Here is a 16,176-nt window from a genome sequence, read left to right as displayed (position 1 = left end):
TTGACCGTTCAACTAAGCCCTTGCAACAGTCACCCACCGGCGAATATTCCACCCCGGCACCCCACCCCCGGCGGCGCCCCCGACAGCACCGTCAAGGGCGCCCCGACCGCCCCCTCAGGGCACCAGCACCAGCCGCCCCCGCACACCGCCCTCGGCCAGCCGGGCATGCGCCTTGGCGGCCTCGTCCAGGCCGTAGGTCTCGGCCACCCGGAGGGTCAGCGCGCCCTCGTCCACCAGCCGGACCAGCTCCGACAGCCGTGCACCGTCGGCGCTCACCTCCACGGCCGTGGTCCGCACCCCGTGCGCCGGGGCGGGCTGCCGGCCGGGCTGGGCACTGACGAAGACACCCCCGTCCCGCACCCACTCCAGCGCCGGCTCCCCGAGCATCGCCGCGTCCAGCACGGCGTCCACACTGCCCGGCGCGACCCCGTCGGCCGTGAACTCCGCGGCCCCCAGCGACCGCACCAGCTCCTCGTCCACCGCCCGGGCCTGCCCGGTCACCACGATCCCCCGCTGCGCGGCCAGCTGGACGGCGAACCCGCCGACAGCACCCGCGGCACCGGTCACCAGCAGCGACGCACCCGGCGCCAGGTCCAGCAGGTCGAGGGCCTGGACGGCGGTCAGCCCGTTCAGCGGCAGGGTGCCCGCATGCACGGCGTCCACCGTGCCCGGCGCCTTGGCCACCGCGTCCGCCGGCACGACGACATACTCGGCGTGCGCGCCCAGCGGATCGGCCACGCCCGCCGCGAGCGCCACCACCTCGTCGCCGGCCTGCCAGGCCGCGGCCACCCCCACCGCGTCCACCGTCCCGGCCACGTCCCAGCCGAGCCCCAGCGTCCGGCCCGCCCCGCCGAAGATGCCGGCCCGCACGGCCAGGTCCACGGGGTTCACCGCGCTGGCCGCCACCTTGATCCGCACCTGTCCGGCCCCCGGCTCCGGCACCGCCACGTCCGCGAGCTCCACGGCCTCCGGACCACCGAACGTCGTCACCACAGCAGCACGCATGTCAACTCTCCCCGATTGCAAGGCATTTGATGTACTTCACGGCGTTTTCCCGGCCGCGACACCAACCCTAGGAGAGGTACTATCCATAAGTAAGTAGTTACCTGAGAGTGCGTAGCTGTCCCGAAGGAGAGCGATCCCATGGCCACCACGACCGCGGCCCAGCGCCGCGAGCAGGCCCGAGTCGAGTACGACGCCTTCCTGCGCGCCTGCCCCACCAACCAGCTCCTCGGCCGGCTCAGCGACAAGTGGGTCAGCCTGGTCGTGGCCGCGCTCGCCCCCGCCCCCAGGCGCTACAGCGACCTCTCCCGCAAGATCGCGGGCGTCAGCCCCAAGATGCTCACCCAGACACTGCGCACCCTGGAGCGCGACGGCATCATCACCCGCACCGTCACCCCCTCCGTCCCGGTCCGCGTCGACTACGCCCTCACCCCGCTCGGCAGCAGCCTCGCCGCCCTGCTCAGCGCGGTGAAGAACTGGGCGGAGACCCACTTCGAGGAGGTCCGGTCCGCTCGCGAGCGCTACGACACCGAGAACGCGGAAGGCGCTGAGAACGCCGCCTGAACGCCGTCACCGGCGTGCGAAGCTGCGGGTATGACGATCCTCCGCTCCGCCGCCCTGTTCGTCCTCGCCGCACTGTTCGAGATCGGCGGGGCCTGGCTGGTCTGGCAGGGCCTGCGGGAACACCGCGGCTGGCTGTGGATCACCGGCGGAGTCCTCGCCCTCGGCGCCTACGGCTTCGTCGCCACCTTCCAGCCCGACGCCCACTTCGGCCGCATCCTGGCCGCGTACGGCGGGATCTTCGTGGCCGGCTCGCTCCTGTGGGGCGTGGTCGCCGACGGCTTCCGCCCCGACCGCTGGGACATCACCGGGGCCCTGATCTGTCTCGCCGGAATGGCCGTGATCATGTGGGCGCCGCGAAGCACGGGCTGAGGCTCACTTACATTGGACAGAGCCCGACCACCGAACACGCCACCGAACGAGCCCGGAGCTGCCCATGGCCACCGCCGCCCCGTCCGCCGCCTCCCGCATCGCCGTCGTCACCGGTGCGAGCAGCGGTATCGGCGCCGCCACGGCCCGGCAGCTCGCCGCGGCGGGCTACCGCGTGGTCCTCACCGCCCGCCGCAAGGACCGCATCGAGGAGCTGGCCGAGGAGCTGGGCGCGGCCGGGCACTCGGTGACGGCCTACCCGCTGGACGTGACCGACCGCGCGGCGGTCGACGAGTTCGCGACGGCCTTCAAGACGATCGGCGTCCTGGTCAACAACGCGGGCGGCGCGCTCGGCGCGGACCCGGTGGCCACCGGTGATCCCGCGGACTGGCGCACGATGTACGAGACGAACGTCATCGGCACCCTGAACCTCACCCAGGCCCTGCTGCCCAAGCTGGTCGCGAGCGGCGACGGAGTGGTGGTCGTGGTGTCCTCCACCGCCGGGCACGGCACGTACGAGGGCGGCGCGGGCTATGTGGCCGCCAAGCACGGCGCCCACGTCCTCGCCGAGACGCTGCGCCTGGAGATCGTCGGCCAGCCGGTGCGGGTCATCGAGATCGCGCCCGGCATGGTCAAGACCGACGAGTTCGCGCTGACCCGCTTCGGCGGCGACGCGGACAAGGCCGCGAAGGTCTACCAGGGCGTCGCCGAGCCCCTCACCGCCGACGACGTCGCCGAGACGATCACCTGGGCGGTCACCCGCCCCAGCCACGTCAACGTGGACCTCCTCGTCCTGCGCCCGCGCGCCCAGGCGTCCAACACGAAGGTGCACAGGGAACTGTGATGACACAGCAGTCCTCGGAGCCCGCAGAGTCCCCCGGCATCCCGGAATCCGCCGAGAAGCGCCGCCTGGCCCAGGAGAAGAAGGACGAACGCCAGGTCTGGTACTTCCTGGCGTACTTCCTCTTCGGCATCCACATCCTGGCGTTCGTGATGATCTACGCCGTACGCCACGGGCACTGATCAGGGGCACGAGGGGTCGTCGACGATGACGGCGTTCGCCGGCACGATCTTGACGTCGTCCTCGTCCTCGGCCTGCACGAACTTGGTCGTGGCGTAGCCCCGCTTCCCCTTGCCCACGCACTTGGTGGCGAGGTTCCCGAAGCCGTCCGGGAAGTTGTAGACCTCGGCGGCGCTGTTCTCTCCCGCGCGCCCCTTCACGGGCGCGTCCGCCTTGCCGCGCTCGTCGTAGTACTGCCGGGAACACCCGCTGAGCAGCAGCACGGCGCAGACACCGAGTACGGCGCTCAGCCGGCGCACGCCTTGTCCTCCACGATCTGCACGTTCGACGGCCCGGACGCGTTGGTGGTCACATACGCCCGGAACCCGTGCCCCACACACTTGGTGGCGAGGTTCCCGAAGCCGTCGGGCATGTTGTAGACCTCGGCAGGCGTGTTGTCCCCCGCCCGCCCCCGCACGGGGGCGTCCCCCTTCCCCCGCTCGTCGTTGTACTTCTGCGAACACCCCGCGAGCAGACTCCCCGCGACCACGACGAGCCCGACGGCCCATATCCCCGCACGCCTACCTGTGTGCTTCATCAACTGGCCCTCCCCGACAGACGGTTGCCCGGCGAGGAGGTAGACAGCAAGCGGGCCGACGCGGTTGCGGTGACTCACGGCAAGGAAGACCCCCGGTGGCAACCGGGGGCCTCTCGCGTCAGCCCTTGACGCACACGACCTGCTTCAGCTTCGCCACGACCTCCACGAGGTCCCGCTGCTGGTCGATGACCTGATCGATCGGCTTGTACGCACCCGGGATCTCGTCCACGACGCCGGAGTCCTTACGGCACTCCACTCCCTGCGTCTGCTCCTCCAGATCCTTCGTCGAGAAGCGACGCTTCGCCGCGTTACGGCTCATACGCCGACCCGCGCCATGGGACGCCGAGTTGAAGGCCTTCTCGTTCCCGAGGCCCTTCACGATGTACGACCCCGTGCCCATCGAGCCCGGGATGATGCCGTACTCGCCGGAGCCCGCCCGGATCGCGCCCTTGCGGGTGACGAGCAGGTCCATGCCCTCGTAGCGCTCCCGGCTCACATAGTTGTGGTGGCAGCTCACCTCGGGCTCGAAGGTCACCTTGGCCTTCTTGAACTCCTTGCGGATCACGTCCTTGAGGAGTGCCATCATGAGCGACCGGTTGTACTTCGCGTACTGCTGAGCCCAGTAGAGATCGTGCTCGTACGCCGCCATCTGCGGGGTCTGAGCGATGAACACAGCGAGGTCGCGGTCGACCAGGCCCTGGTTGTGCGGGAGCTTATGGGCCACGCCGATGTGGTGCTCGGCGAGTTCCTTGCCGATGTTCCGGGAACCGGAGTGCAGCATCAGCCAGACGGCGCCTTCGGTGTCCGTGCAGACCTCGATGAAGTGGTTGCCCGCTCCGAGCGTCCCCATCTGCTTGTGCGCCCGCTCCTCCCGGAACTTCACCGCCTCCGCGACCCCGTCGAACCGCCCCCAGAACTCGTCCCACCCAGCGGTGGCCAGACCATGGAACTCTCCCGGCCAGACGGGGTCGTCGTGCATCCCCCGCCCCACCGGAATCGCCTGCTCGATCTTCGAGCGCAGGCGGGACAGGTCTCCGGGGAGATCATTCACCGTCAGCGACGTCTTCACCGCGGACATCCCGCAGCCGATGTCCACACCCACCGCCGCCGGGCACACCGCGTCCTTCATGGCGATGACCGACCCGACCGTCGCGCCCTTCCCGTAGTGGACGTCCGGCATGACCGCCAGACCCTTGATCCACGGCAGGGTGGCCACGTTCTGGAGCTGCCGCAGGGCCACGTCCTCCACCGTCGCCGGGTCCGTCCACATGCGGATCGGGACCTTGGCGCCCGGCATTTCTACGTACGACATATCTTCCTCGTTCCCCCGAAAACAACAACAAAAAGGCTTAAGAGCAGCAAAACGCAAAAGCAGCGCCAAGGTCGTCGAAAAGGGACATGGGACCGGCGTTCACAGCAGTGCGTGCGATACACATTGTCTCCAGGGGACGCCCCGCTGCGGCAAGCGAATAACCAGCGGGGACACTGGAGCACCGAGCGATCGCGCACCGTCGGATCGCCCACGTCGAGAGGAGCCCGACCGTGCAGCGGAAGGCGTACGTAACCGGTACCGCCGCCCTCCTCGCGGCGTTGCTGGCCGGCTGCACGAGCGGCTCCGGCGGGGAGAGCCCCGCGGACGACGCCAACCCGGACGGCGCCGGCACGGCCACGGTCGCGGCCCAGCCCGGCCGGTACCGCAGCCTCCCCGAGCCCTGCGGTGCGGTCGACCACGACACCCTCGACACGCTGCTGCCCGGCATCCAGCAGATCGCCGACCCGCAGCAGCGCGACAAGGCCTACGCCGGCGACGCCGCGCTCACCTACGACACCGACCGCAAGGTGGGCTGCCGCTGGAAGGTCGACTCCGCCGGGGCCACCGACCGGCTCTCCGTCGACTTCGAGCGCGTGGTGTCGTACGACAACACGGTCAGTGACGACGACCAGGCGATGAACCTGTTCCAGGACAAGCGGACGGCGGCCGGCATCCCCGGCCCCAGCGCCACGCCCACCACGCCCACCACGCCCACCACCGGGGCCTCCACTCCCTCCGCTTCCCACTCCCCGACGTCCTCCTCGTCGGCGCCCTCGACCTCCACAGGCACCCCGAGTGGCGACCCGTCCTCCTCCGCCGACCTCCAGCCCCGCGTGCTGTCCGGACTCGGCGACGAGGCATACCTGGACGACCAGGTCGGTGACTCCGGTTCGACGGTCGAACAGCGGACGGTGACTGTGGTGTTCCGCACGTCCAACGTCATCGTCACCATCGAGTACGAGGAGCAGCCGATGACCGTCGGCGCGGCCCCGGACAGCAAGGAAATGCAGGACAGGGCCCGAAATCTGGCCTCCCAACTGGACGGCGCACTCAACGCCTGACGCCCCCCGCGGCCGCTTCCGCCGCCGCCCGCAAAGCGCGTGAACGGAAACCGCGCAGCTCCTTCACCGCGTACGGTGGCCCCGCAGGAACCCGCACGAACACCCGGCGTCATGAGTGAAGGAACCATGCAGCGAGCAGCCCAGCGAGTCGACCGTGCCCACCGTGACCAGCGAGCCAAGCGCCTCCGCCGCGCCCTTGTCTGCGCGGCCACCGTCCCCGTGGTGCTGATCGCCGCCGGCTGCTCCTCCGACTCGGGCGACAGCAAGGGCAAGGGCAGCGACAGCGCCTCGCCGAGCGCCGGCGTCTCCGAGAAGCCCTCCGCCAGCGCCTCCCCGACCGTGCAGCCCGCCGCGTTCAAGAAGCTGCCCAAGCCGTGCTCGGTGCTGTCGGCCAAGACCCTGGGCGCCCTCGTCCCCAAGGGCACCGGCTCCGCCAAGGAGGGCGCCACCGACGACACGGCGTCCCGTTCGTCCTGCTCCTGGAGCAGCCTGGACAACAACGGCGTCAAGGGCTCGCAGTTCCGCTGGCTGAACGTCTCCCTGCTCCGCTTCGACTCGGACGCCAACCGTGGCTCCGGCAACACCCAGGCGCACACCTACTACAACCAGCAGGTCAAGGGCGCCGAGGCGGTGACCGGTGCCACGCACGCCAGTTCGACGCCGATGTCCGGGGCGGGCGACGAGGCGATGGTCGTGCGCTATGACCTGAAGAAGAAGGAAGGCGCCTTCAAGCAGCAGACGGTCGTCTCCCGCGTCGAGAACGTCGTCGTCACCCTCGACTACAACGGTGCCGGTCTCGCGGGCGAGAAGACCCCGGACGGCGCCGAGCTGGCCAAGGCCGCGGAGAAGGCCGTCAAGGAGGTCGTGGCGGCGGTGTCGCGGGCCAACGACGGTGGTGCGGGTGCCGGTTCGTCGACGACGCCCTCCGCGTCCCCCTCCAAGTCGGCCGCGAAGAAGGCCTGATCAGAGGGCGACCGGGGCCGACCGGAAGGACCGGTACCGCGTTCGACGCACACATGTGCCACCCTGTAGCGCGCAAGAGCACGCAATGGGAGGGGAGTACGAGTGGCCGCGCCACCGCAGCTGACTCGGTTGCACCGCATTCTCATCGGCGTGGTCGTTGGCGGCGCCTTGATCATCGCCGGCATCGGCTTCGCCGGTTCGTACGCAGCCGTCCGTGAGCTGGCACTCAAGAAGGGCTTCGGGAACTTCGCGTATGTGTTCCCGATCGGCATCGACGCGGGTATCTGTGTCCTGCTGGCCCTGGACCTGCTGCTGACCTGGATCCGCATCCCGTTCCCGCTGCTGCGGCAGACGGCCTGGCTCCTGACGGCGGCGACGATCGCCTTCAACGGGGCCGCCGCCTGGCCGGACCCGCTGGGCGTGGGCATGCACGCGGTGATCCCGGTGCTCTTCGTCGTCGCCGTCGAGGCGGCCCGGCACGCGATCGGCCGTATCGCGGACATCACGGCCGACAAGCACATGGAGGGCGTGCGCATCACGCGCTGGCTGCTCTCCCCGGTCCCCACGTTCCTGCTCTGGCGCCGCATGAAGCTGTGGGAGCTGCGCTCCTACGACCAGGTCATCAAGCTGGAGCAGGAGCGTCTCGTCTACCAGGCCCGCCTCCACGCCCGCTTCGGGCGTGCGTGGAAGCGCAAGGCGCCGGTCGAGTCCCTGATGCCGCTGCGCCTGGCCCGCTACGGCGTGCCCCTGGCACAGACGGCACCGGCGGGCTTGGCGGCGGCTGGGATAGAGCCGACGCTGATGCCTCGCGTAGCGCCTGTGGTTGCGGGCGGTCGTGCCGCTGGGGCAGCGCCCGTCCCACAGAGAACGGCACCTCCCGGCGAGCAGCGCCCCCAACTGCCCGGCCAGCGCACCGGGCAGCCGGAAAACCCCCCGGTCGACGAAGAGAGCCCCTGGTTCCACGCCCAGCGCGAGATCGAGTACCACGGCAACTACGACCCCGCCTACGAACCGCCCCCGGAGCCCCAGTACGTCCCGGAGGAAGAGTACGAGGAGTGGTACGAGGAGCAGCAGCCGGAAGACTTCCAGCAGCCCTCCCCGGAGGAAACCGGCAGCTTCCCCATCCCGGTGGGCCCGAACCGCACCCGTGAACTGGGCGAGGGCGGCGGCACCCCGCCGGCCGAGCCGGACGAGGAGGCCTACTACCAGGTCTTCCGCCAGTCGATAAACGGCAGCTACCCCACGCCCGGCCAGTTCGCCGACAACGTGCAGGCGGAGTTCGGCACCAGCCTCGACGTTCCGGAGGCCAAGCGCATGGTCAGCCACTTCACCAACCGCTTCAACCAGGAACTCGAAGCGGACCACATCGCGTAGGCACGCACACGAAAAGGGGCCCTCGGAAGAGGGCCCCTTTCGTTTACGGCTTACTCGCCGAGCAGGCGCCGCACCCGCTCCTGCCCGACCGCCAGCAGCAGCGTGGGCAGCCGCGGACCGGTGTCACGCCCGACCAGCAGGTGGTACAGCAGCGCGAAGAACGTCCGCTGGGCCGTCTTGATCTCCGGCGGCAGCTCCTTGGGAGTGGCGTCGGCCGAGAACCCGGCCTGCACCTTCGGCACGCCGTAGACGAGGTGGGTCAGCCCGTCCAGCGACCAGTGCTCGGCGAGCCCGTCGAGCAGCAGCCGTACCGACTGCTGGGACGCCTCGTCGAGGGACTTCAGCAGCTCGGTGTCGGGCTCCTCGCGCACGATGGTGCGCTGGTCGGCCGGCACGTGCGTGTTGATCCACGCCTCGGCCTTGTCGTACCGGGGCCGGACCTCGTCGAGGGAGGCCAGCGGCTGGTCGGGGTCCAGTTCGCTCAGGATGCGCAGCGCCTGGTCCTCGTGCCCGGCGGTGATGTCGGCGACGGACGCGAGCGTGCGGTACGGCAGCGGGCGCGCCGTCTTCGGCAGCTCATGGGCGGCGGTGCCGACGGCACGCGTGTACGCGGCCATGTCGGCCGGGAGGGCGGAACCGTCGGCGACCTTGGCCGCGAGCTTGTCCCACTCGTCGTACAGCCGCTGGATCTCCTGGTCGAAGGCGATCTTGAAGGACTGGTTGGGCTTGCGGCGGGCGTAGAGCCAGCGCAGGATCTGCGGCTCCATGATCTTCATGGCGTCGCCGGGAGTGGGAACCCCACCGCGCGAGGACGACATCTTCGCCATGCCGCTGATGCCCACGAAGGCGTACATCGGGCCGATCGGCTGCTTGCCGCCGAAGATCCCGACGATCTGCCCGCCGACCTGGAACGAGGACCCCGGCGAGGAGTGGTCGACGCCGCTGGGCTCGAAGACGACGCCCTCGTACGCCCAGCGCATCGGCCAGTCGACCTTCCAGACCAGCTTGCCGCGGTTGAACTCGCTCAGCCGGACGGTCTCCGAGAAGCCGCACTCGTTGCAGGTGTACGACAGCTCGGTGGTGTCGTCGTCGTACGAGGTGACGGTCGTCAGGTCCTTCTCGCAGTTGCCGCAGTACGGCTTGTACGGGAAGTACCCGGCGGAGCCGGAGCTGCCGTCGTCCTCGCTCGCCGCGCCCGAGCCCTCCTCGGCCTCCAGCTCGGCCTCGTCGACGGGCTTCTGCTGCTGCTTCTTGGCGGCGGGCTTCTGCTTCGTCCGGTACTGGGCGAGGACGGCGTCGATGTCGCCTCGGTGCTTCATCGCGTGCAGGATCTGCTCGCGGTAGACACCGGAGGTGTACTGCTCGGTCTGGCTGATCCCGTCGAACTCGACGCCCATCTCGGCCAGCGACTCGATCATCGCGGCCTTGAAGTGCTCGGCCCAGTTCGGGTAGGCGGAGCCCTTCGGTGCCGGGACGGAGGTCAGCGGCTTGCCGATGTGCTCGGCCCACGACTCGTCGATGCCCGCGATGCCCGCCGGCACCTTCCGGTAGCGGTCGTAGTCGTCCCAGGAGATCAGGTGCCGGACCTGGTGGCCGCGCCGCCGGATCTCGTCGGCTACGAGGTGCGGGGTCATGACCTCGCGGAGGTTGCCGAGGTGAATCGGCCCGGAGGGGGAGAGTCCGGACGCGACGACGACCGGTTTGCCCGGGGCCCGGCGCTCCGACTCCTCGATGACCTCATCCGCGAAACGGGAGACCCAGTCGGTGGTCTCGGTGCTCTGAGCCACGATCGGCACGTCCTTCTTTCTGAACGGGTGATACTCCATTCTCACAGACCGGGATGCGACCGCGAAAACCGCTTTACCTCCCGTGGGATACTGGCCGGGACTATCCATCCCCACGAGGAGAACGGCACCCATTCCTATGGCCTCGGTCACGTCCCTCAGCGATTCCGTCCAGCAGCGCCTCGCGTCCGCCCTCACGGCCACCCTGCCGGAGGCCGCCGACGCCGACCCGCTGCTGCGACGTAGCGACCGGGCGGACTTCCAGGCCAACGGCATCCTCGCGCTGGCCAAGAAGGCCAAGTCGAACCCGCGGGAGCTGGCGACGCAGGTCGTCGCGCAGGTCGAATCGGGTGGCGTGATCCAGGACATCGAGGTCTCCGGCCCCGGCTTCCTGAACATCACGGTCTCGGACCGGGCGATCACGGAGAACCTGGCCGCGCGGTACGCGGACGAGACGGGCCGCCTCGGCGTGCCGCTCGCCGCGAACCCGGGCACGACGGTGATCGACTACGCGCAGCCGAACGTGGCGAAGGAGATGCACGTCGGCCACCTGCGGTCCGCCGTCATCGGCGACTCGGTCGTGCAGCTCCTCGAATTCACGGGCGAGAACGTGGTCCGGCGCCACCACATCGGCGACTGGGGCACCCAGTTCGGCATGCTCATCCAGTACCTGGACGAGCACCCGCACGAGCTGGACCACAAGGCTGCCCAGATCTCCGGCGAGGAGGCGATGTCGAACCTCGACCGCCTCTACAAGGCCGCGCGGAAGAAGTTCGACGCGGACGAGGAGTTCAAGACGCGCTCGCGCCGCCGGGTGGTGGACCTCCAGGCCGGCGACCCGCACACGCTTGCCATGTGGCAGAAGTTCGTGGACGAGTCGAAGATCTACTTCTTCTCCGTCTTCGAGAAGCTGGACATGGAGATCCGGGACCCCGACATCGTCGGCGAGTCCGGCTACAACGACATGCTGGCCGAGACCTGCCGCCTCCTGGAGGAGTCCGGCGTCGCGGTCCGCTCCGAGGGCGCCCTGTGCGTCTTCTTCGACGACATCAAGGGCCCGGACGGCAACCTGGTCCCGCTGATCGTCCAGAAGTCGGACGGCGGCTACGGCTACGCGGCGACCGACCTGTCGGCCATCCGCGACCGTGTCTTCAACCTGAAGGCGAACACGCTCGTCTACGTGGTGGACGCCCGTCAGGCCCTGCACTTCAAGATGGTCTTCGAGACGGCGCGGCGGGCCGGCTGGCTGGGCGAGGACGTCACGGCGATGCAGCTGGCGTTCGGCACGGTCCTCGGCAAGGACGGCAAGCCGTTCAAGACGCGTGAGGGCGAGACGGTCCGCCTGGTCGACCTGCTGGACGAGGCGATCGACCGCGCGTCGGCCGTCGTCCGGGAGAAGGCCCAGGACCTGTCCGCGGAGGAGATCGCCGAGCGGGGTGCCCAGGTGGGCATCGGCGCGGTGAAGTACGCGGACCTGTCCACGTCGGCGAACCGGGACTACAAGTTCGACCTGGACCAGATGGTCTCGCTGAACGGCGACACGTCCGTCTACCTCCAGTACGCGTACGCCCGTATCCAGTCCATCCTCCGCAAGGCGGGCGAGGTCCGCCCGGCGGCCCACCCGGAGCTGGAACTGGCGGACGCGGAGCGGGCGCTGGGCCTGCACGCCGACGCCTTCGCGGAGACGGTGGCGGAGTCGGCGGCGGAGTACGCCCCGCACAAGCTGGCGGCGTACCTGTACCAGCTGGCGTCGCTGTACACGACGTTCTACGACAAGTGCCCGGTCCTGAAGGCCGAGACGCCGGAGCAGGTGGAGAACCGCCTCTTCCTGTGCGACGTCACGGCCCGCACCCTGCACCAGGGCATGGCCCTGCTGGGCATCAGGACGCCCGAGAAGCTCTGAGACCCACCACGTCATGTCCGCGCGGCCCCGGCCCACTCCTCGGAGGGGCCGGGGCCGCGCCCGTCTAACCCGCGTCCGGGCCGGTGTAGGGCTCCCACTGGCCGACACCGGCGGCGTTGTACCAGTAGGCCTCGTCGCCGTGCATGCCGACGGTGCGGAACGGTCTTCCGTGGTCGTCGATCCGGGCCGTGTCCTGCCGGTCGCCGCTGCTCCAGGTCAGTTCGAGGTACCAGCCGACGTCCTTGGTGACGGTGCTCGCGTCGATGTTGAGGACTTCCGGGTCGTCGACGGACACCTTGTACGGGAAGTTCGTCGCCCGCGTCTCGATGTTGCCCTCGTGACCGGGCACCGGCTTGGCGCTCGGGGACGGTGTGTCGAGGTCGACGGCGAACGAGGAGGGTGCCAGGTCGCCGCCGCACCCGCTGCCCATCATGTAGGCGTTCCCCTTCGAGGCCGTACGGGTGCTGGTGGTCACGACACGCAGCGCGTGCAGCACGACGGGCCGGCTGCTGCTGCCCTGCACGGTGACCTGGAGCCGCAGGTGCCCGGCCGGTACGGCACCGAGCGCGGCGGCCCAGCCGTCGGTGGCCTGACTCGCCGGTGGTGGAGGCACGCTGCCGGGCGGGCGCTGGAGGAGGAACCACTGGTCGCAGGGGCTGTCCCAGTTGTTCGTGAGGACGTTCACGTGGAACGGCTGCGTGGTGCCGGCGTCCGTGCTGCCGCCGTCCGAGGACTCGCGGGCGTCCGCCGTGGCCTTGGCCGAGGGTGTGGCGTCCACCGACGGGGACGGTGACCCGGTGGAGGCCGGGGCGGAGGTTCTGGCCGTGGCACGGCCGGAGGGGGTCGCCGCGTGGCGCGCCGCGACGGACCGTCCGCCCGCGTGCACCGCGGATGCGTGCCCGCCGCCGGAGTCCGAGCCGGACTGCGCGGCCACGGCGACCACGGCCGCCGAGACGGTGACGGCGCTCGCGGCGATAGCGGCCACGACGGCCGCTCGCCGTCGCCGGGGCCGGGCGGCGGGCGGGGTCACCGGCGAGAGGTCCATGAGCGCGTCCGGAACCGGCGGCTCGCCCGTGGCGGCATCCGTGACATCGGGAGCAGTCACTTCGTCGAGACCGGCGGCGGGTTCGGCCATGTCCTCCTCGCGGGCCCCGGACGCACCCGGCGCCTCCGTTCCTCTCCGGCGCGCGGCGTCCGCCAGGATCCATCGGCGGTGCAGCTCCACCAGCTCGTCGGGGGTGGCTCCGCACACACGCGCGAACCGCTCCAGCGGCGCGTACTCGTTCGGCACCGTCGTGCCGTTGCAGTAGCGGTGCAGCGTCGACGTACTGACGTGGAGCCGCTTGCCCAGCACGCCATAGCTACGGCCGGACCGCTCCTTCAACGCGAGCAGCAGCTCCGCCAGTTCCCGGGACTCGTCGGCCATCGCCTCTCCCCACCGTCCCGGAACGGCGTTCCAGGCCACGTTGTTTCCCCAGTTCAGACGGGTTGGAACCGTTCCAGGGTTCCCAACTGCCCGGGAAATATGGCGGGTGGGACGGATCAGGCCGCACGGTTCTGGTCATCGGCCGGTTCACCCGATCCGGCCCCGACCGAACCACCCAACGGGAGAAGCACCACATGTCCGTCCAGCGCGTTCTGACCTCCGCGGCCACCCTGGCCCTCGGCTCCCTCGCCCTCGTCGCCTGCAACTCCGGTTCCGACACGGGTTCCGCCGCCCCCACCGGCACGGCCACCGCCGCCTCGGCACCGTCCCACTCCCCCGCCTCGGCCACGCCCAGCGCCGGGGCCTCGCACGGCTCCGCCGGCACCACGGGCGGGGGCGGCGGCACGGTCAAGGCCGTGCCCACGGCCGCGAAGCAGACCGGCTCGCACGGTGCGGGCACCGCGTCCGGTTCGGGCACCGGCACCCGGCCGGGGCTGTGCCGGGCCGGCCAGCTGACGATCACGGCCGCGCCGGTCTCACAGCCGCTCAACCATCTGCTGATCACCGCCAAGAACACCAGCGGCGCCCCCTGCGACCTCGGCATCATCGGCCTGGTCACCTTCGACGGCCGCATCCGGGCCACCACCCCCGACGGCATCGGCGGCGGGCCCAACATCCTGCGCCCCGGCCAGGCGAACTTCGAGGGCGTCGCGCTCGACCAGCAGGACGCCCCGGGGGCGGGCCGCAATACCTCCTACCTGACCGTGAAGTTGGACGGCGGCGACACCGTTCGCATCCCGGTGAAGGCACATGTTCACGCCCCGCACATCTCGGTGTGGGAGCCCTCCGCGGCCGACGCCCTCTCCGCCGCGTAGGCGTCCGAGGTGCCTCACGCACAGCCCGCTCTCACTTCGAGGGCGGGCTGTCGTGCGTCCCGCCCTCATGCGTATGAGCCTCAAGGAGTTCCCGGGTACGGCGTACGAGTGCCTGCCGTACCGACTCCGGTTCGAGGACGCGCAGCGGCGTCGCCAGGCCGAGAAGGTAGCGGGCGAGGCCGTCCGGGTCGGGCCCCCCGACGTCGACGATCGTCGCGTCCGGACCGTCGGGGCGGTGGGTGCCGACGGTAGGGGGGACGAGCCGTAGCGCCTGCTCCAGGGGGAGCGGGAGGCGGATGGTCACGGACAGGGGGTAGGGGCCGTTCGCGATGTTGCGGGAGACCAGGAGTGCCGGGTCGGGGGGATCGGTGAGGTCCGCCGACTGTCCCATGGGCTGGAGGCGGTCGACCCGGTCGGCCCGGAACGTCCGCCACTGCCCCCGGGACACGTCCCGCGCGACGAAATACCAGCGTCGTCCGGCGTGGACGAGACGGTACGGATCGACGTCCCGGACCGTGGCCCGCCCCTCTCCGTCGGTGTACGACAGCCGGGCACGCTCACCCTGTCGGCAGGCCGTGGCCAGCTCCAGCAGCAGGCCGGGTCTGATCTGCGCCGCGTCGGGGCCGGGGAGGCGAACGAAGGCGTCGTCCAGCTCGCCGAGACGGTCCGCGACGCGTCGGGGCAGCACCTGACGGAGCTTCAACAGCGCTGACAGGGCGGCCTGGTCACCTCCGAGCGCGTCGCTCAGCGCCGCCTCGCGCAGCCCGACCGCCACGGCGAGGGCTTCTTCGTCGTCGAGGATGAGCGGCGGCACCCGGGATCCGGCGCGGAGGCGGTAACCGCCCCAGGGCCCGGCGTCGGAGTCGACGGTGTAGCCGAGGTCCCGCAGCTTGGCGATGTCACGCCGCACGGTCCGGTCGGTGACCTCCATGCGCTCGGCCAGTTCGGCGCAGGTCCAGGACGGCCGGGCGGCGAGCAGGGAGAGCAGGCGCAGCAGGCGGGCGGAGGAGCTGAGCACGGCCGGAAGTCTGGCACACGATCCCGCACAACCAGGACCGGAACTGTCCTGGTCACGTTCTAGCGTCCTCCTCATGAGCACAGACACCACGTCCGCACCCGCGTTCCGCTACGCCGCCGTCACCTTCGACTGCGCCGACCCCGCCGAAATGGCCCGTTTCTACGGCGAGTTGCTCGGCTTCCCGGTCCTGTACTCCAGCGACGACTTCGTCCTGCTCGGCAAGGAGGGCTCGGCCGGCCTCGGCTTCAACCGCCTGGCCGACTACCGCCCGCCCACCTGGCCGGACCCCGCGCAGGGGAAGCAGGCGCACATCGAACTCGGCGTGGACGACCTGGACACCGCCGAGAAGCACCTGCTCGACCTGGGGGCCACCAAGCCCGGGTTCCAGCCGCAGCCCGACCGCTGGCGGGTCCTGCTGGACCCGGCGGGCCACCCGTTCTGCATCACGACGCTGGTCTAGGGCAGGCCGAACTCGCACCACACCGTCTTGCCGGGGTCGCGCTCCCCGACCCCCCACTTGTCACTGAGCGCCGCGACCAGCAGCAGCCCCCGCCCGCCCTCGTCCGGTTCCTCCGCGATGAGGGGGGTGCCGGGGCCGCTGTCGTGCACTTCCGCGCGCACGAGATCCCCGTCGTACCGCAGCCTCAGCAGGAAGCCACGCCCTGGCGGGACCCCGTGCAGCAGGGCATTCGTGGCCAACTCGCTTACGCAGAGCGACAGGTCGGCGGCCCGTTGCCATGCTCCGAGCCCCCAGTACTCCAGCGACCATTCCGTGAATCGCCTGGCGGCGGGGACGGACTGGCGGGCGCGGCCATAGAACTGGTCGCGCTGGTAGGGGAGTTCAATGTGCGCATTCACAGGGCGAATGTGGCGCAGAGTAATTAGCCTGGATCAGTGAGTGAGCCCGTACAGGGTTTTTGTACGGGTTGC

18 protein-coding genes are annotated in these 16,176 nt (G+C 70.4%); 10 read left to right on the top strand and 8 right to left on the bottom strand.

The features are described 5' to 3' along the window. Nucleotides 1-114: 114 nt before the first annotated feature. Nucleotides 115-1,005, bottom strand: coding sequence for an NADP-dependent oxidoreductase (locus ACWD3E_RS30350; protein WP_451390766.1), 891 nt, complete (start codon nucleotides 1,003-1,005; stop codon nucleotides 115-117). Between the two features lie 138 nt (nucleotides 1,006-1,143). Between ACWD3E_RS30350 and ACWD3E_RS30345 the strand changes: the two genes are divergently transcribed. The 4 genes from ACWD3E_RS30345 to ACWD3E_RS30330 all read left to right on the top strand — a co-directional run bounded on the left by ACWD3E_RS30345 (nucleotide 1,144) and on the right by ACWD3E_RS30330 (nucleotide 2,955). Beyond that, entirely contained in the window at nucleotides 1,144-1,566 is a 423-nt protein-coding gene (locus tag ACWD3E_RS30345; RefSeq protein ID WP_451390765.1) for a winged helix-turn-helix transcriptional regulator, read from the top strand. Between the two features lie 30 nt (nucleotides 1,567-1,596). Further along, a complete protein-coding gene (locus tag ACWD3E_RS30340) occupies nucleotides 1,597-1,935 on the top strand; it encodes a YnfA family protein (RefSeq protein WP_451390764.1) in 339 nt (112 codons plus the stop codon). A 64-nt stretch (nucleotides 1,936-1,999) separates the two neighbouring features. After that, nucleotides 2,000-2,776 (top strand): SDR family NAD(P)-dependent oxidoreductase, encoded by a 777-nt coding sequence (locus ACWD3E_RS30335; protein ID WP_451390763.1) that lies wholly within the window; start codon nucleotides 2,000-2,002, stop codon nucleotides 2,774-2,776. Further along, the gene (locus tag ACWD3E_RS30330; RefSeq protein WP_451390762.1) at nucleotides 2,776-2,955 is read left to right on the top strand and encodes a hypothetical protein; all 180 of its coding nucleotides are present in this window, start codon (nucleotides 2,776-2,778) and stop codon (nucleotides 2,953-2,955) included. Before ACWD3E_RS30335 ends, ACWD3E_RS30330 begins: the two co-directional genes overlap by 1 nt. Here the strand turns inward: ACWD3E_RS30330 and ACWD3E_RS30325 are convergent, their stop codons facing one another. The 3 genes from ACWD3E_RS30325 to ACWD3E_RS30315 form a co-directional block, all read right to left on the bottom strand. Then, a complete protein-coding gene (locus ACWD3E_RS30325; protein ID WP_451352812.1) occupies nucleotides 2,956-3,252 on the bottom strand; it encodes a hypothetical protein in 297 nt (98 codons plus the stop codon). After that, nucleotides 3,240-3,530 (bottom strand): hypothetical protein, encoded by a 291-nt coding sequence (locus ACWD3E_RS30320; protein WP_451390761.1) that lies wholly within the window; start codon nucleotides 3,528-3,530, stop codon nucleotides 3,240-3,242. The genes ACWD3E_RS30325 and ACWD3E_RS30320 overlap by 13 nt, the downstream gene beginning before the upstream one ends. A gap of 118 nt (nucleotides 3,531-3,648) precedes the next feature. After that, nucleotides 3,649-4,842: an RtcB family protein gene (locus ACWD3E_RS30315; RefSeq protein WP_451390760.1), complete on the bottom strand. Its 1,194-nt coding sequence runs from the start codon at nucleotides 4,840-4,842 to the stop codon at nucleotides 3,649-3,651. A gap of 230 nt (nucleotides 4,843-5,072) precedes the next feature. On the opposite strand from ACWD3E_RS30315, the gene ACWD3E_RS30310 reads away from it, so the two are divergent. From ACWD3E_RS30310 to ACWD3E_RS30300, 3 genes are all read left to right on the top strand, one after another. Continuing rightward, a complete protein-coding gene (locus ACWD3E_RS30310; RefSeq protein ID WP_451390759.1) occupies nucleotides 5,073-5,903 on the top strand; it encodes a DUF3558 domain-containing protein in 831 nt (276 codons plus the stop codon). 111 nt (nucleotides 5,904-6,014) lie between these two features. Continuing rightward, nucleotides 6,015-6,866 carry a DUF3558 family protein gene (locus ACWD3E_RS30305; protein WP_451390758.1) on the top strand — a complete coding sequence of 284 codons (852 nt, stop codon included), beginning with the start codon at nucleotides 6,015-6,017 and terminating at the stop codon, nucleotides 6,864-6,866. Nucleotides 6,867-6,968: 102 nt separating this feature from the next. Then, nucleotides 6,969-8,240: a DUF2637 domain-containing protein gene (locus ACWD3E_RS30300; protein ID WP_451390757.1), complete on the top strand. Its 1,272-nt coding sequence runs from the start codon at nucleotides 6,969-6,971 to the stop codon at nucleotides 8,238-8,240. A 50-nt stretch (nucleotides 8,241-8,290) separates the two neighbouring features. Here ACWD3E_RS30300 and lysS read toward each other — a convergent pair whose 3' ends face one another. Continuing rightward, nucleotides 8,291-10,036, bottom strand: coding sequence for a lysine--tRNA ligase (gene lysS / locus ACWD3E_RS30295; protein WP_451390756.1), 1,746 nt, complete (start codon nucleotides 10,034-10,036; stop codon nucleotides 8,291-8,293). A gap of 127 nt (nucleotides 10,037-10,163) precedes the next feature. Here lysS and argS point away from each other — a divergent pair, with 127 nt between their 5' ends. After that, nucleotides 10,164-11,927 carry an arginine--tRNA ligase gene (argS, locus tag ACWD3E_RS30290; RefSeq protein WP_451390755.1) on the top strand — a complete coding sequence of 588 codons (1,764 nt, stop codon included), beginning with the start codon at nucleotides 10,164-10,166 and terminating at the stop codon, nucleotides 11,925-11,927. Nucleotides 11,928-11,991: 64 nt separating this feature from the next. Here argS and ACWD3E_RS30285 read toward each other — a convergent pair whose 3' ends face one another. Then, nucleotides 11,992-13,353, bottom strand: coding sequence for a helix-turn-helix domain-containing protein (locus tag ACWD3E_RS30285; protein ID WP_451390754.1), 1,362 nt, complete (start codon nucleotides 13,351-13,353; stop codon nucleotides 11,992-11,994). A gap of 194 nt (nucleotides 13,354-13,547) precedes the next feature. Between ACWD3E_RS30285 and ACWD3E_RS30280 the strand changes: the two genes are divergently transcribed. Then, entirely contained in the window at nucleotides 13,548-14,228 is a 681-nt protein-coding gene (locus ACWD3E_RS30280; protein WP_451390753.1) for a DUF4232 domain-containing protein, read from the top strand. A 31-nt stretch (nucleotides 14,229-14,259) separates the two neighbouring features. Here the strand turns inward: ACWD3E_RS30280 and ACWD3E_RS30275 are convergent, their stop codons facing one another. Then, nucleotides 14,260-15,246 carry a helix-turn-helix transcriptional regulator gene (locus tag ACWD3E_RS30275; protein ID WP_451390752.1) on the bottom strand — a complete coding sequence of 329 codons (987 nt, stop codon included), beginning with the start codon at nucleotides 15,244-15,246 and terminating at the stop codon, nucleotides 14,260-14,262. A 73-nt stretch (nucleotides 15,247-15,319) separates the two neighbouring features. Between ACWD3E_RS30275 and ACWD3E_RS30270 the strand changes: the two genes are divergently transcribed. Then, nucleotides 15,320-15,706 carry a VOC family protein gene (locus ACWD3E_RS30270; RefSeq protein ID WP_451390751.1) on the top strand — a complete coding sequence of 129 codons (387 nt, stop codon included), beginning with the start codon at nucleotides 15,320-15,322 and terminating at the stop codon, nucleotides 15,704-15,706. On the opposite strand, the gene ACWD3E_RS30265 is transcribed toward ACWD3E_RS30270, so the two are convergent. Further along, entirely contained in the window at nucleotides 15,703-16,104 is a 402-nt protein-coding gene (locus ACWD3E_RS30265) for an ATP-binding protein (protein WP_451390750.1), read from the bottom strand. The genes ACWD3E_RS30270 and ACWD3E_RS30265 overlap by 4 nt on opposite strands. Nucleotides 16,105-16,176: the final 72 nt, after the last annotated feature.

The sequence above is a fragment of the Streptomyces sp. NPDC002676 genome, from assembly GCF_053592455.1.
This window is presented reverse-complemented; position numbering and strand designations above follow the sequence as displayed.